The sequence below is a fragment of the Streptomyces sp. NPDC058697 genome (genome assembly GCF_042715345.1).
GTDB lineage: Bacteria > Actinomycetota > Actinomycetes > Streptomycetales > Streptomycetaceae > Streptomyces > Streptomyces liliifuscus.
The window spans coordinates 177,872-192,901 of the sequence record NZ_JBHXSU010000010.1; the positions used below are offsets into that span (position 1 = coordinate 177,872).

Annotated in this window: 10 protein-coding genes; 3 read left to right on the plus strand and 7 right to left on the minus strand. The window is 70.8% G+C overall.

All coding sequences use genetic code 11. The features are described 5' to 3' along the window. Positions 1-1,251, minus strand: a complete 1,251-nt coding sequence (locus ACFWXQ_RS24460) for an MFS transporter (protein ID WP_383956993.1) — start codon at positions 1,249-1,251, stop codon at positions 1-3. 65 nt (positions 1,252-1,316) lie between these two features. Continuing rightward, a complete protein-coding gene (locus ACFWXQ_RS24465) occupies positions 1,317-2,432 on the minus strand; it encodes a DUF5937 family protein (protein WP_383956990.1) in 1,116 nt (371 codons plus the stop codon). Between the two features lie 147 nt (positions 2,433-2,579). Between ACFWXQ_RS24465 and ACFWXQ_RS24470 the strand changes: the two genes are divergently transcribed. The 3 genes from ACFWXQ_RS24470 to ACFWXQ_RS24480 all read left to right on the plus strand — a co-directional run bounded on the left by ACFWXQ_RS24470 (position 2,580) and on the right by ACFWXQ_RS24480 (position 4,916). Then, on the plus strand, positions 2,580-3,212 hold the full coding sequence (locus ACFWXQ_RS24470) for an NAD(P)-dependent oxidoreductase (protein ID WP_386269128.1): 633 nt from the start codon (positions 2,580-2,582) through the stop codon (positions 3,210-3,212). Positions 3,213-3,243: 31 nt separating this feature from the next. After that, positions 3,244-3,873: a TetR family transcriptional regulator gene (locus tag ACFWXQ_RS24475; protein ID WP_383955837.1), complete on the plus strand. Its 630-nt coding sequence runs from the start codon at positions 3,244-3,246 to the stop codon at positions 3,871-3,873. Positions 3,874-3,938: 65 nt separating this feature from the next. Then, positions 3,939-4,916, plus strand: coding sequence for a LacI family DNA-binding transcriptional regulator (locus ACFWXQ_RS24480; protein WP_383955834.1), 978 nt, complete (start codon positions 3,939-3,941; stop codon positions 4,914-4,916). A gap of 107 nt (positions 4,917-5,023) precedes the next feature. On the opposite strand, the gene ACFWXQ_RS24485 is transcribed toward ACFWXQ_RS24480, so the two are convergent. From ACFWXQ_RS24485 to ACFWXQ_RS24505, 5 genes are all read right to left on the minus strand, one after another. Beyond that, positions 5,024-6,220, minus strand: coding sequence for a glycoside hydrolase family 1 protein (locus ACFWXQ_RS24485; protein ID WP_383955831.1), 1,197 nt, complete (start codon positions 6,218-6,220; stop codon positions 5,024-5,026). 32 nt (positions 6,221-6,252) lie between these two features. Then, positions 6,253-8,691 carry a glycoside hydrolase family 3 N-terminal domain-containing protein gene (locus tag ACFWXQ_RS24490; RefSeq protein WP_383955828.1) on the minus strand — a complete coding sequence of 813 codons (2,439 nt, stop codon included), beginning with the start codon at positions 8,689-8,691 and terminating at the stop codon, positions 6,253-6,255. A 123-nt stretch (positions 8,692-8,814) separates the two neighbouring features. Continuing rightward, positions 8,815-10,923: a hypothetical protein gene (locus tag ACFWXQ_RS24495; RefSeq protein ID WP_386269132.1), complete on the minus strand. Its 2,109-nt coding sequence runs from the start codon at positions 10,921-10,923 to the stop codon at positions 8,815-8,817. A gap of 2 nt (positions 10,924-10,925) precedes the next feature. Next, a complete protein-coding gene (locus tag ACFWXQ_RS24500; RefSeq protein ID WP_386269134.1) occupies positions 10,926-12,488 on the minus strand; it encodes a family 43 glycosylhydrolase in 1,563 nt (520 codons plus the stop codon). A gap of 43 nt (positions 12,489-12,531) precedes the next feature. Further along, the gene (locus tag ACFWXQ_RS24505; protein ID WP_386269136.1) at positions 12,532-14,967 is read right to left on the minus strand and encodes a glycoside hydrolase family 2 TIM barrel-domain containing protein; all 2,436 of its coding nucleotides are present in this window, start codon (positions 14,965-14,967) and stop codon (positions 12,532-12,534) included. Positions 14,968-15,030: the final 63 nt, after the last annotated feature.

Here is a 15,030-nt window from a genome sequence, read left to right on the forward strand (position 1 = left end):
CTACTGCGGGGCGGGGCTCTGGGCGACCGCCTTCTGTCCCGCCTCCTCGGTGCCATTCGCGGGCTGCCCCGGCTGCCTTGTGTCGACGCGGGCGAGAACAGCGGCGGCTGTCGCGGCCAGTGCGACGAGTGCGGCGCCGGAGAGCAGGAAAGCGTTCCTGGCCCCGGCGAGCTTGATGGCGGTCGAGGCCACGAAAGGGGAGACCGACAGCGCGCCGGCGATCCCGGCCTCCCACAGGCCCAGCGCCTTGGCCAGGTGATGGTCCGGCACGCGCCGCTGCACGAGGGCGATCAGCGGGATGTCGGTGAGCGCCGAGGCCAGACCGGTGGCGGCCAGGAGGACGGCGGCCACGGTGGTGGAGGTGACCACTCCCAGCGGGGCACGGAAGACGCCGAGCACGGCCCAGGCCAGCACCGCCGCCAGGGCGAGCCTGCGGATGGGGAGTCGGGCCAGCAGCAGCGCCCCGATCACCTCGGCCACTCCGGAGATGCCCAGCAGCAGGCCGTACTGACCGCCCTGGCCCACGACGGCGACCAGACCGACCGTCAGGAAGCCATTGGCCAGGGTGAGCGCGAGCACGAACGTGACGATGACGACCAATACGTCGGGAGCGGCACGTACGGCCTTCAGACCGGCCCCGAGGTCGGACCACAGCCCCGTCCGGGCGACGGTCGACGCCGGGCGTCCCGTACGGATGGCCGCCACCGCGCCCGCCGAGACCACGAACGTCAGCCCGTTGAGCACCAGCACCAGTTCGAGCGAGCCGTGGGCCAGCAAGGGCGCGAGCGCCAACGGGCCGACGAAGAAGGCGGCCCGGAACGCCACTTGCAGCAGCCCGTTGGCCTGCTGGAGGAGGTCGGCCGGGACGATCTGCGTGACGATGGCGTTGCGGGCGGGCGCGAACGGGGCGCCGATCAGGGCGAGCAGCGCGGTCGTCGCCACCAGCAGGGGCAGGTTCAGCAGTCCGAGGGACAGCAGGACCACGGCTCCCGCGACCACGGCGAGGCGGGCCAGATCGCTGGCGATCATCAGCTTCCGGCGGTCGTGGCGGTCGGCGTAGGAGGCGACGACGAAGGTGGCCAGGAACGCCGGCGCGAACGCGGAGACGCTCACCAGCGCCACGGCGGCCGGGTCCTTCGTCAGTGACCAGGCCAGCCAGGCGGTCGAGGCGGTGTACAGGCCGTCGCCGAAGCGGGAGACGCCCTGACCGGCGAACAGGAGCAGGAAGTCGCGGTCCCTCAGCAGTGACATGCCGCCACTGTCGGACCCGCTCCCACCCGCGATCCACTTATTAGGCAGACAGCTAATCGCTGGTGTCAGCCACTGTTGTCGTCGCCGTGCAGGAAGCTCTCCAGGCCGGGACCGAGGCCCGCCAACTGCCCGGGCACGAGCCGGTAGAGGACGTAATAGCCCTCGCGACGGCGCTCCAGCAGCCCGGCGTCCGCCAGCACCCGCAGGTGCTTGGACAGGGCCGCCTCGCTCACCCCGACCAGGGGTGCCAACTCCTGGGTGCTGCGCGGGCGTTCGGCGATCAGCCGTAGGGTGCGCAGCCGGGTGTCGTCGGCGAGTGCCCGCAGGATGCCGACGAGTCGGGCGGGCGGAATCCTCGGGCGGGCCTCCCGGGCGATGGAGGAGAGGGGGAAGACGAGGCCGAGGGGCCAGGGGCCGTCGCAGTTGACGCGTACGTGCGGCCAGGCGTAGGTGCTGGGGGCGAGGACGAGCCTGTCGTCCGGGCCGACGACGACCTCGTGGTCGTGCGGCCGCTCCAGCCAGAAGCGCTCGGTACGGGGATCGCTGCGCACCTCCGGCCACAGGCCCCGGAGCATGCCGTACAGACCGCGCTGCTCGATCTGGTGCCCGGCCTCGCTGACCCCGGCGGCGAGATCGGGCTCGATCCGGGCCCATTCCTCCTCGAACGCCTCCCGCCAGTAGCGCTCCAGCAGGCCGAGGAACCGCTCCATCAGCGCGCGCGGGTCGTCCACGAGCATCGCGGCCAGCGCCTCGTCGCCGCTCTCCCGCAGCGCCAGTTCACGCAGTCGGCCGCGTACCTCCGGGCTGTCCAGCACCCGTGGATCCCGGCCCTCGCCGCCGCCCGGCCAGGGCTTGAGCAACGGGACCGCGAACTCAAGGCGGACCAGGTCCGGATCCGCCGTACGCAGCTCGGCCAGCTCGTCCGCGAAGTCCGGGAGCCCGCCGGTGGGCCGGGGGAAGAGGAACTCGGGGAAGTACGAGCGCACGGCGTACGCGAACACGTCGATCTCCCGCTTCAGCGCGGGGGACAGCCTGCGCATCGCCCGCACCCAGCCGTGCTGGACGGGGTGGTGCCGGGGCTCCACCAGCACATGAAGGCTCAGTACGGCTTCCATCGCCGGCGAGTAGGCGAAGGCCACCCGCTCCGCCCCACTGGCGGGGACCCGGAACACGATCGTCATGACATCTAATCCTGGCCTATGCCCAGAATCTCGGTATCGAGCTCAAGGTTCTTATTTGATACTGAGTGTCAGAGTGGGTATCGTGTTTCACGGATGATGTGAACCGGCAACGAGAGCCCTTCGGGGCTTCTGAAGGGACCGACCGCGATGAGATTCCTCCTCCTGGGCGCCTCCGGCGCCACCGGTGGCCTGTTCATGGACGTGGCCACCGCTGCCGGACACGAAGTGGTCGCCTTCGTCCGCGACCCGGCCAAACTCACGCCCCGCGCGCGGGTGACCACGTTCCCCGGGGACGTCCGCGACGCCGATGCGCTGGCCGACGCCATGTGCGGGGTGGACGCGGTGGTGAGCACCCTCGGGATCGGCAGGGCCAGGAACCCCGCGGACCTGATCACCGACAGCACCCGCGCGCTCGTCCGGGCGGCCGAGGCCAGTGGCGTCAAGCGGGTGGTGATCATGTCGGCGTTCGGCGTCGGCGAGTCCCTGGCCAAGGGCTCCGGGATGCTCCGGCTCATGTACAAGGGCGGCCGGACGACCTTCGCGGACAAGGCCGCCGGCGAGCGGATCCTCACCGACTCCGACCTGGACTGGACGATCGCCTACCCGGGGCTGCTGACCAACAAGTCGGCCTCGGGTGTCCGGGCCGTCGACCTGGCGAAGCTCGACCGCCTGCCCGGCGTGCCCAGGATCTCCCGGGCCGACGTCGCCGCGTTCCTGCTCGGCGCGGCCGTCGAGGGCACCTGGTCCCGACGCACCGCGGTGCTCACCAGGAACGGCTGAGCAATGAACCACTGACGCAGAGGGGGACGAGGTGGAGGGAGAAGCGCGTACGTCCACGCGGGACATCGCGCGGGCCGCCGTAAGGGCCGAGCTGGCCCAGGTGGCCTTCGACCTGTTCCGCCGCGACGGCTTCGACAACGTCACCGTCAACGACCTGGCCGCGGCGGCGGGGGTGTCCAGGAGTACGTTCCTGCGGTACTTCGGCACCAAGGAGGACGCCGTCCTCGGTGCCGTCGACACCCAGGGCACCCAGGTCGCCGACGCCCTGCGCGCCCGCCCCGCCGACGAGGACGACTGGACGGCACTGCGGCGCGCGCTGGACACGGTGACCGACCCCTACCGCCAGGCCCCCGTTACGGCACTCGCCGCGACCCGGCTGGTCACCGGCACTCCGGCCCTGTGTGCACGCCAGAGGGAGAAGCAGAACACCTGGCGGGTCTCCCTGGCCCCGGCCCTCACCGAGCGCAATGGCCCGCCCGGCCCTTCGCGCTCGCCCCTGGCCCTGTCCGTCAAGGCCGGCGCCGCACTGGAGTGCCTGAACACCGCCCTCGACCACTGGACCGCGTCCGAAGGCCACCTGGACCTCGTCGACCTCTTGGACGAGGCCTTCGCCGCACTCGCGATCGGTGGTTGCCCGGACTGTGGCGGAGGTCGCTGCTAACGCGCGTCAGGGCCGCCGTACCATGGTGCAACGTCAAGTCGACCGGCACCATCTGCGAGAGGGCCATGGACCGACCCGCCAAGCGCGCCACCAGTGCAGACGTCGCCCGCGTCGCCGGTGTGTCCCGGACCACCGTGAGTTTCGTCCTCAACGACAAACCCGGCCAGACGATCCCGGAGGAGACCAGGCGCCGCGTCCTGGAAGCGGCCCGGAGTCTCGAGTACCACCCGCACTATTCCGCGCGTGCGCTCGCTGCCGGTCGCAGCCAGATCGTGCTGCTCTCCGTTCCGGACATGCCCATCGGTGCCGGGACCAGCCGGTTCATCGAGGAGCTGGCCGCCGCGCTGGTGGAGCACGGTCTGACGCTGGTCACCCATCTGTCGGGGGCGCACGGGCGGCCGTTGCCGGACGTGTGCGCGATCGTCAACGCCTCGGCGGTGGTCGGGTTCGAGTCGTTCGACCCCGAGACTGTCCGGGCGCTGTACAGCGCGGGCGCCGAGTTCGTGTTCCCGTCCCAGCTGGACGACGCTCACGCGATGCGGTCGATCGGCCGTATGCAGGCGGAGTGCCTGATCGGCCGAGGCCACCGGCGTATCGGCTACGCGATGCCCGACAACCGCGGACTGCGCGCGATGGCCGAGGACCGTCTGGACGGCGTGAGCGCCGCCTGCGCCGAGGCGGGGATCGACCCGCCCGTCGTGGCGAGTACGAACCTGGAGGTCGCCGCCGCGGCCCGGGCGGTGACCGAGTGGACGGCGGGGTCCGTCACCGGGGTGTGCGCCTTCAACGACGACACGGCCATCGCTGTCCTGGCGGGCATGCGCGAACACGGTCTCGCCGCCCCCGCCGATCTTGCCGTCGTCGGGGTCGACGACATTCCCACCGCCCGTCTTGCGGCCCCGCCGCTGACCACCGTCTCGTTCGAGCTGCACGAGCTGAGCCGGCGTCGGGCCGAGGTGATCGTGGCCGGACTCACCGGCCGCGAGCCCAGGTACACCGCCGAGGCGATCAGCCCGAGGCTGGTGGAGCGTTCGTCCACGTGAGACGGCGGGCGTGAGCGTCCACGACCTGCCGTCAGGGCGACAGCCGAACGGCATGAGTGAGTGCCGAGGCCGGTCAGGCTGGCCTCGGCACTCACGGTCCGTGTCGGTCAGAGGTGGCCGTGGAGGGCGACCTCGCCCAGCCAGGCCAGGCTCGGCTTGGGCCTGCGCTCGAAGGTCTCGCGGTCGAAGGCGATGAGGCCGAACGTCGGCTTCCAGTGGCCCCACTCGAAGTTGTCGAGGGCGCTCCAGTGGAGATAGCCGCGTACGTCGATGCCGTCGTCGACGGCCGCGAACAGGTGCCGCAGCGCCTCGGACGTATAGGCGATGCGCTGGTCGTCGTCGGCGGTGGCGATGCCGTTCTCGGTGATCAGGATCGGTATGCCGCCGGTCACCTCCCAGGTGTGGCGGATCGCGATGCCGATCGCGTCGGGGCGGTAGGCGTAGCCGGTGAGGGTGTTGTCCGGGGCCTCCGGGTGCGGGACGAGGCCGTTCTCGTCGACGGGCTGGCTCGTGTACGACTGCACCCCGATGAAGTCGTCGCCGCGGGCCGCCTCCAGATAGAGGTCCTCCTTGATGTACCGCACCTCGCGCAGCTTGGCCTCGTTGCCGGGGGTCGGGGTGAGGGCGTGGTTGGCGACCGTCCAGCCGACCTTGGCGTCCGTCTCGCGCTTCAGGATCGCGCGGGCGGCGTGGTGCGCCTCGGCCAGCCGCAGCCCGACCTCGGGTTCCGGGTCCGGTATGACCGGGTACAGACCGTCCACGACGGTCGGAGTGAGCAGCTTGCGTGCCGCGGCCGACCGCTCCGGGTCGCTCATCCACACCATGACGGCCAGCATGTTCGGCTCGTTGATGGTGCAGACCCACTCGACGCCGCCGAGGATGCCGGTGACGGCCTGGACATAGTTCTCGAAGCGCTCGACGGCCTTCGGGCCCAGCCAGCCTCCGTCCTCGGCGAACCAGCGGGGGCCGGTGAAGTGGTGCAGGGTGACGACCGGGGTGAGGCCGAGCTCGACGGCGGTGTCGATCATGCGCCGGTAGTGGGCGAGCGCGGCGCGGGAGATATGGCCCTCGTCCGGCTCGACGCGAGCCCACTCGATGCCGAACCGGTAGCTGGTGAGCCCTGCTTCGGCGAGCAGCCGCATGTCCTCCGGGTAGCGGTGGTAGCTGTCGGCGGCGTCGCCGCTGCGTTCCATACCGGGGGTGCGCAGTTCGCGCTGCCACCAGTCGCTGTTGACGTTGTTGCCCTCCACCTGGTGCGGCGCGGTCGCCGCGCCCCAGAGGAAGCCGGGTGCGAGTCGGGTCATCGTTTGGGTCCTTCGCGCTGGAGGGGAGGTTGTCAGAAGGAGGCGTCGACGGTGACCGTCGCCTCGCACCGGAGGTCGTCGCTGCTGAACCCGGCGAGCACGGTGACGTCACCGGCCTCGATGCCTCGGTGGCCGTCGGGCAGCGTGTAGTGGAGGCGTTCGACCGGAGCCTCCAGGAGGACCCGGCGGCTTTCGCCTGCGGCCAGGGCGATCCGCTCGAACTGGATCAGCTGCCGGACGGGGCGGACGACGGACGCGGCCTCGTCCCGTGCGTACAGCTGCACCACCGTCTCGCCGTCGGCCTCGCCGGTGTTCGCCACGCGGAGGCGGGCCCGGATGGTTCCGCCGACAACCTCCACCGCAGGCCCCTCCTCTTCGTCGAGGTCGAGTTCGACGGAGAAGGACGTGTAGGACAGGCCGTGGCCGAACGCGTACAGCGGGCCCTGCTGTTCGAGGTCCCCGTAGCCGTGGCGGGTTCCGGTCGGGTGGCCGTAGCCGCTGCCGTGGTGGTGGCCGTGGTAAATGGGCAGCTGCCCGAGATGCCGGGGGAACGTGCTCGGCAGCTTGCCGCTCGGGTTGACCGTCCCGAAGAGCGCCGAGGCGATGGCCGGGCCGGCCTCCTCGCCCAGGAGCGGCGCGAGCAGAACGGCGTTGGACACCCGGGCCACCGGTTCGAGCAGCAGGGGGCGGCCCGAGACGACGACGGTCACCAGCGGCTTTCCGGTCGCGGCGAGGAGCGCGAGAAGTTCCTCCTGGTCTCCGGGCAGGGCCGGCGCGGCGGTCGACTGGCCCTCGCCCGCGGTGTTGGCGCCCACCCAGCCCGTACGTTCGCCGACCGCGGCGACGACCAGATCCGCGTGCTCGACGGCCTGGCGTACCACCGCCGGGTCCAGGGCCTCGCCGGAATCGGTGGCGAACCGGCCGAGGGTCACGAACTCGACCGTCGGGTCGAACCCCCGCAGGGCGTCGAGGACGGTGGGCGCGTCGGGATGGATCTTCCGAGCCTGCTCTTCGAAGACGGGGTCGAGGTCCGCGATCCGGGTCTGGAAGATGTCGGTGAACACGAAGGTCGCCGGATCCACGCCCGCGACCTTGCCCTCCCGGACGGCCCGCATCCCGATCGGCATCTCTCCGGCGGCGACCGAGGTGTACGCGGCGAAGTGGATCCGCAGCTCGTCCGCCGCCGGCCCGACGAGGACGACACGGCGCGCGCCGGGCGTCAGCGGCAGGATCCCGTCGTTCGCGAGCAGCACCAGACCGCGTTCCGCGATCGACCGGCGGATCCCGGCGGCCTCCTCGGGGTCCGGGAGGGCGGGCGTGGACAACGGCGGTCGTACGTCGGTGAGTTGGGCGTCCGCCTGCCGCCGGGCGGAGGTCCGCGCGGGGCCGAGGGCGGGGATCAGTCCGACGCGGGCCTTCGTCGTCAGGACCCTGGCGACGGCCATGTCGACCACGCTCTCGTCGAGACGTCCGCTCTCGACCTCCTCGACGAGCGCCGAGAAGTTCACGTTGCCGGGCAGTTCGACGTCCAGGCCCGCGGTGAGTGCCTGCCGGGCGGCATCGCCCTCCGTACGGGCCGTGCGGTAGGCGAGCCGCAGGAGGTCCACGGCGGAGTAGTCGCTGACGACCAGCCCGTCGAAGCCGAGCTGGCCGCGCAGGAGATCGGTCAGCAGCCAGTGGTTGGCGGCGGCGGGGATGCCGTCGATCTCGTTGTAGGAGTTCATGACGACCTCCAGCCCCGCCTCGGTGATCGCCCGACGGAACGGCTCGGCGTACTCGTCGACCAGCGCCCGTCGGCCCAGCTGGGTGATCGCGGTGTTGAGGCCGGCCTCCGAGGCGCCGTACCCCAGGAAGTGCTTGCCGGTGGCGAGGACACCGTTCTCCTGGTCGGCGCCCTGGACGCCCCGGACGAACGAGACCGAGAAACGGGCCGCCAGTTCGGGGTCCTCGCCGTAGGTCTCGTGCACCCGGCCCCACCGGGGGTCCCGGTTGATGTCCATGACCGGCGAGAAGAGCAGCTGGACGCCGGAGTCGCGCATGTGCGCCGACGTCACCGCCGCGGCCCGTTCGACCAGATCGGGGTCCCAGGTCGCGGCCTGCGCCCAGGCGGTGGGGAACTGTGAGCCCGACACATGGAGGAACCCGCTGATGCCCTCGTTGTGGACCAGGGCCCCGATACCGAACGGCGAGGTCTCCCGGACGGCGTCCTGGATGCTCGCGAGGTCCTTGCGCAGACTGTCGGCGTCGTAGCCGAGGAACCACGCCATCGACAGATGCCCCACACCGTGCGGACGCAGCGCGGAGATCAGGCTCGGGTCAGGGGTGGGCGCCTTCGCGGCACCGTCGACCGACCGGACGAAGATCTCCGCCACACCGAAACCGGTCAGCTGCGCGATCTTCTGTTCGAGCGTCAGCTTGGAGACGAGCCCCGAGACGGCTTCGGGGTCCGAGGACAGGGTGGGCATGGACATGGTGCTCTCCGATATGGGGGGTGACGGTGACAAGGGGGTGAGGGGGACAGGGGAGTGACGGTTGCTTCGGTCGGACTCGCGGGACCCGTTTCCCGGGCAGCGAGGCATCAGGCCCGCAGGACATCAGGGCCACACGGCGAACCCCTCGTGCCGTACGGACCAGGTCCCGTCGTCCGGGAAGCCGGGGCAGTCGGTGTCGGCGCCCTCCCAGCCGGCGGTCATCAGGGACACGGCCGACAGCAGACCGCCGTTGGCGGGGAGGTAGAGGGGCAGGACGCTGCCCATCTGCGGGCAGTGGCCGGTGGGCAGATACCGGTTCTTCGGGCTGTCCATGAGGAGCGCGTCCACCGCCAGGTCGGGACGCCCGACCCGGGTCGCGGTCATCGCCATCACGGGGAAGTCCCAGCCCCAGGCGGAGTCCCACTTCCAGTCGCCGAGGACGTCCAGCAGCGTGGCCTCCATGGTGGCGGTGTCGATCAGCGGGGTGGCCGGTACGACACCCAGGGCGCACAGCAGCGAGGGGTGGTCGTCGCGGCGCAGATAGGGCTCCGTCGCGATCGCCGTGTACCGTCCGCCGTCCTGGTGCGGTGGGGTCAGACCGTCCTGGATCCGCTGCCACCGCTCGTGCCGGGCCAGGCCGAGGCGTTCGCGCCAGCGCTGGGCGATCTCCAACCCCCACCACCAGTAGGCGAGTTCGAAGGTGGGGTCCTCGGTGGTCGCGGCGGTATAGAACTCCTGGGCGGGCACGAGGGGTGCGGGCAGGTGGTATCCGTCGTCCCGGTGCTCGACGAAGGACGCCATGAACAGCGCGGTCTCCTCGACGAGTTCAGTGAACCGGGCGACCAGCCGCTCGCGCTCCGGCACACCGAGCACCCCGTACAGCAGCTCCAACAGGTAGAGCGGGTGCGGTTGTTGCCAGATCAGCAGTGCCCCGATGTCACTGGGGCTCTCCCGGCCGTCCGGGCCGACGTGTTTGGGCCAGCGGGCGCCCTCGTAGCGCTGTCGTCGTGCGGTGTCGCGGGCCGTGTCGAGGACGGACAGGTACCAGTCGAGGCTGCGTTCGAGCAGTTCGGGGCGTCCCCAGGCGGGGAAGTGCGCGGCGTGCCACCAGTGCATCTCCAGATGGAACTTGCCCTGCCAGGAGTTGGTGATCAGCCCGGTCTCCTGCGGCGGCTGGCTGCCCGCGCAGTTCACCGCCGTCAGATACTGGGAGAGGACCACCCGGCGTTCCAGCTCCGCCGCCCGCGGATCGGTACTGCCCGCGAAGTCGACTGCCGCCCCCGAGGTCCAGAAGCCGCGCCACCAGGCCGTCGCCGCCTCCGTGATCGCTTGGAAGCCTGCAGTCCCGAACTCCGCCTCTGGAGTGGGAGAGAAGGAGGCGACGACCTCCAACACGGCGCCATGGGTGGTCAGTTCGAACGCATGAGGATCTTCCGTCGCGGTGAGCGTGCCCTGCGACCAGTCCAGACGGACCGTGTACTCGGTGTCGTCGAGCACTCTGTGGATACGGCAACCCCCTTCGCCCAGGGGCTCGTTCGTGCTGGTGTGCCGGTCGGGGGCCGACCAGTCGGAGGTGTTGAAGAAGCCGTCGCTGGCGTAGGGGAACCGTACGGCGACGCCGGCCAGACCACGGGCGAGCAGCTCGGACTCGATACGGAAGGCGACCCGTGCGTGATGCGGATCGGCGACGGTGGTGACCCGTACCTCCTCTCCCGCGTACTCGAAGACACTGGTGAGCACCCCCGACCACAGATCGAGCCGCTGGCGCGGACTGCCCAGCGCCGCCGGATCGCTCTCCGGCTCCGCGTCCGCGCCGGACCGCAGTACGAGACCGATACGGCCCAGGTCGAGCCGCTGCGGGTTCAGGTGGAGCCAGGTTCCGGCGCGGTACTCCTCGGCGACCTGACCGCCGAACGCGGCCGCCATGTCGAACTTGTCCGGGTACTCCACGGGCCCCCGGGCCGTCGCGTAGCCGGTCATCGCGTCCGCGAGCACGAATCCGTCGGGGTTGGGCATCGAGTGCCAGCCCCAGGAGGACATCGTGGTGGTGTTCACGGCGAGCCGACGTTCCGCGTGGGCGGCGGCCTGGTCGTGGAAGGCCGTGAAGGTCTGCATGCCGGTGATGTCGGCGGTGAAGGCGAAGTCGCCGTTGCCGACGGTCGGCGCGCAGGACGCGTCGGCCTCCGTCAGCTCGACGGCGTGGCGGCGGACCAGGGATTCCCGGTCGATCATGGTCACCTCGGTCGGTCGGTGTCGGTCGGAGAGAGTGGTGCGTCGGCCGGAGAGCGGTGGGTCTCGGTCGGAGAACGGTCGGTGTCGGTCGAGGGCCGGTGTACGTCGGTCAGCGGGCGGTAGGTGAAGCTCCGCACCACCCGCGTACCGACCAGGGGCTCCACGCCGACGACCCGGCCGGTGAAGCCTCCGGCGACCTCCGTCGAGAAGTAGCGCCCGTCGAACCGGGCCAGCCGCGAGAACTCGCCGTTGTCCAGATGGCCGAGCTCGATCAGGTCGGGCGCGCCCGCGTACGGGGAGTCCGGCTCCGGCTCGACGGCGCGGACGCACAGCGTCATCGTGGGATGTCCGGGGCGCGGGACGTCCGCGAGCACATGGTCGAGTCCGCCGATGACCACACGGGCGACGAGTGAGACCCCGAGCTTCTCGATGGAGGCCCAGTGCGCGTCGTCGAGGCGCAGGACCAGGCGTACGTCGCCGCCGCCCACGACGGCGCTCGCCTCCCATGCGGTGTCCTTGGTGCGTACCGCGAGCAGATGGCGGGCCTCGGACGCCGATCGGGCCGCTGTGAGTGCCACACCGCCGCCCTCGGCCAGGGCGGCGAACCGCGCGGGATGGACGCCGGGAGAGATCCAGCGCGGGTGCAGGGCGGGCGCGGTGAAGTCCTCGTGGAAGCCGCTGTCGGACTCCGGCACCTTGTGGTGCCCCTCGTCGAACACCGGCCAGTCGTCCTCCCAGCGGACGGCGGTGAGGAACGTCTCGCGTCCGTTGACGTGGAACCCGGGGGTGGTTCCGCGTGGCCGCACGCCCAGGTGGACCGCCGCCCACTCCCCAGAGGGAAGCTCGACGAGGTCCGCGTGCCCGGTGTTCTGGACCGGGTGGCTCGAACTGCGGTGGGTGAGCACCGGGTTGGCCGGATGGCCCTCGAAGGGACCGTCGATGGACCGCGAGCGTGCCACCGATACGGTGTGTCCCCGCTCGGTGCCGCCCTCGGCGATGAGCAGATACCACCAGGAGCCCCGGCGATAGAGGTGCGGGCCCTCCGGGTGGGCCAGACCGGTGCCGTTCCACAACGCCCTGGGCTCGGACAGTAGTACGCCGGTGGCGGGATCGATCGCCGCCTGGAGGATCGGGGTCTCCGGCTGCCCCGACGCCCAGGTGAGGTGACAGGTGCCGTCGGCGTCCCACGCGAGATCCGGATCGATGCCCACCGCACCGGTCGTGTGCACCGGAGTGCTCCACGGGCCGCCCGGGTCCTCGGCGGACACGATGAGGTGCCCCCTGCGGACGTCCGCGATGTTCGTCGTGATCATCCAGAACCGTCCGCCGTGGTGGCGCAGGGTCGGGGCGAAGATGCCCCCGCTGCCCCGCCCGGAGGCAAGGGTCAGCTGGTCCTCGCGGTCGAGCACGTTTCCGATCTGCTCCCAGTGCAGAAGGTCCCGGCTGTGGAGGACGGGGACGCCCGGGAGGTACTCGAAGGACGAGTTGACGAGGTAGTAGTCCTCGCCCACCCGACAGACGGAGGGGTCGGGGTGGAACCCGGAGATGATGGGGCGGTGGCTCATCGCATCGCTTTCGTCGCATATGTGCCTGGGTCTGTCCGACGGCCTACTCGACGGTGACGACGACCTCGACCGGTTCGCACTCCGGGGCACCGGCGGTGAGACGCATCTCGCCCGTTCCGGTCGGGCGCACGACCGCGAGGACCCGGCCCTCGTACGTCTGCCGCTCCTTGGCGTCGAAGCGCTCCTCGGTCGACGGGACGGCGCTGCCGAACCCGATCAGCGTGCCCGCACCGGAGACTTCGAGGCTCACCGGGCGGTCGGCGGCGGTGTGCACGGTGCCGTCGGCATCGGTCAGGGTGAGGGTGACGTACGCGAGGTCGCCGCCGTCGGCCGTGACGACCGGTCGGTCCGCCTCGGCGCGCAGCCGTACAGGCCCGGTCGCCGAGCGGAGGGTCGTACGGCCGGTCTCGGTGCCGTCCCGGTAGGCGATGGCGAGGAGTTCGCCTGGCTCGTACGCGGTGTCGAACTCGGTGCGGAAACGGTGGTCCTCGCCCACCGGCTGCCGCCCCAACGAGCTTCCGTTGACGAGGAGTTCGACCTCGTCGGCGTCGCTGTAGACCTCGACGGCGATCGGCGCGTTCTCGGCGCCGGGCCAGGTCCAGGAGGCGATCGAGTCGCTCCACGCCCACGGGGTGCCGGCCCAGGTCTTGCCGTGGTGCTCGGGGCGGCGGACCGCGATGTACGGCTCGGTGCGCAGACCGAAGACGGTCTCGCGGTAGTAGGAGGCGGGCCGCCGGTGGCCGGTGATGTCGATGTCACCGGTCTCCGCCAGCAGATGCGGGTACGGCGCGGCGAAGGAGGCTCGCGGGGTGTCGGGGGTGAGGTACTGGGGGCGACCGATGCCGACCTCGCCGAGGTAGTCCCAGCCGGTCCAGGCGAAGTCGCCGATGACCTGGCTGTGCTGCTTGACCAGGCCCCAGATCCCGTCGATCCGGGTGGTGAAGGACTCGGTACCGATGACGATCCGGTTCGGGAACAGGTCCTTGTCGCCTGCGTACCGGGCCTCCATGTAGTTCATGCCGGCGACGTCCAGGATGGCGAAGGACTCCGCGGTGCGCCGGGTCACCAGTTCCGAGGCGCCGATCGCGTTCATGCCCTGTGCCGGGTCGGCCATGAGGGTGTTGATACCGGCGCCCTCGTCGACCTTCGCGGCCGACTGCTTCCGCATCGACGCCAGGTCGGCCATGACGGCGAGCATCCCGTTGATCCCGTTGGTGACGTACCGGGTGCTGTCCAACGAGCGGACCTTCTCGGCGAGTTTGCGGCCCCAGGCGGAGCCGGCCGCCGAGCCGGTCTCGGGGATCTCGTTGCCGATCGAGTACATGATGACGCTGGGGTGGTTGAAGTTCTTCACGACCATCGCCTCGATGTCCCGCTCCCACCACTCGGGGAAGTCCAGGCTGTAGTCGAACTCGTTCTTGCCCGACGTCCACATGTCGAAGGCCTCGTCCACCACGAGCACACCGAGGCGGTCGCAGGCGTCCAACATCCCCTTGCTCATGGGGTTGTGGGACATGCGGATAGCGTTGAACCCGGCGTCCTTGAGGAGTTGGACGCGGCGTTCCTCGGCGCGGGCGTAAGTCGCCGCGCCCAGCACCCCGTTGTCGTGGTGGACACAGGCGCCGCGCAGCTTGACCGTCTCGCCGTTGACGCGCAGGCCGTGACGGGGGTCGAGGCGCAGTGAGCGGATACCGAAGGTGACGGTCTCGGTGTCCACGTCGTCGTCGCCGTCCGTCAGGGTAACGCCGACGGTGTACAGGGCGGGGGAGTCCGGGCTCCACAGGGACGGATCGTCGACGTAGAGACGCTGTCGGCCGACGGCGGGTTCGCCGGGCAGCACGGTGATCCGTGAGAAGTCGTTCGCGACCACTGCTCCGTCGCCGTCGCGGATCTCGGTGCGGACATCGACGGTCCGGATCGCGATCGAGTCGTTCTCGACCCGTGTCGCGACCTCGACCACGGCCCGCTCGCCGTCGATGTCCGGGGTGGTGACGCGGACGCCGTCGGGCGAGATCCGTACGAGACCGCCGACGAGCAGCCAGGTGTCGCGGTAGATGCCCGCGCCGGTGTACCAGCGGGAGTCGCGGTGGGCGCGGGCCTCGACGCGGATCTCGTTGTCCTCGCCGAAGCGCAGGAAACGGTCGGCGTCGATGAGGAACTGCGAGTAGCCGTACGGGCGTTGGCCGGCGTAGTCGCCGTTGATGTGGACGGTCGCGTCGCGGTGGACGCCCTCGAACTCGATGAGGATCCGCTTGCCCCGGTACTCCTCGGGCACGTGGAAGGTCTTGCGGTACTCGAAGGTCCCGCCGGGGAAGTAGGCGCCGGCACCGCCCTCCGCACTGGCGACACGCTCCCGCTCGATCATCGCGTCGTGGGGGACGGTCACCGGCTGGAACGGGATCGAGTGGCCGCCCAGCTCGGCGAAGGGGTTCACCTTCGGCCTGGACTGCCAGTCGTCGTTGAAGGAAACGCGGATCAAGGGAACGTCCTTACTTCGGGAGCACTTTCGTGAGCACATCGGGAGCCGATTCCGCCCGGCGGA

Excerpts from the sequence above, each read along its gene's own strand:
- ACFWXQ_RS24460 (WP_383956993.1), bottom strand. The coding sequence starts at position 1,251 with ATGTCACTGCTGAGGGACCGCGACTTCCTGCTCCTGTTCGCCGGTCAG.
- ACFWXQ_RS24465 (WP_383956990.1), bottom strand. The coding sequence starts at position 2,432 with ATGACGATCGTGTTCCGGGTCCCCGCCAGTGGGGCGGAGCGGGTGGCC.
- ACFWXQ_RS24470 (WP_386269128.1), top strand. The coding sequence starts at position 2,580 with ATGAGATTCCTCCTCCTGGGCGCCTCCGGCGCCACCGGTGGCCTGTTC.
- ACFWXQ_RS24480 (WP_383955834.1), top strand. The coding sequence starts at position 3,939 with ATGGACCGACCCGCCAAGCGCGCCACCAGTGCAGACGTCGCCCGCGTC.
- ACFWXQ_RS24485 (WP_383955831.1), bottom strand. The coding sequence starts at position 6,220 with ATGACCCGACTCGCACCCGGCTTCCTCTGGGGCGCGGCGACCGCGCCG.
- ACFWXQ_RS24490 (WP_383955828.1), bottom strand. The coding sequence starts at position 8,691 with ATGTCCATGCCCACCCTGTCCTCGGACCCCGAAGCCGTCTCGGGGCTC.
- ACFWXQ_RS24495 (WP_386269132.1), bottom strand. The coding sequence starts at position 10,923 with ATGATCGACCGGGAATCCCTGGTCCGCCGCCACGCCGTCGAGCTGACG.
- ACFWXQ_RS24500 (WP_386269134.1), bottom strand. The coding sequence starts at position 12,488 with ATGAGCCACCGCCCCATCATCTCCGGGTTCCACCCCGACCCCTCCGTC.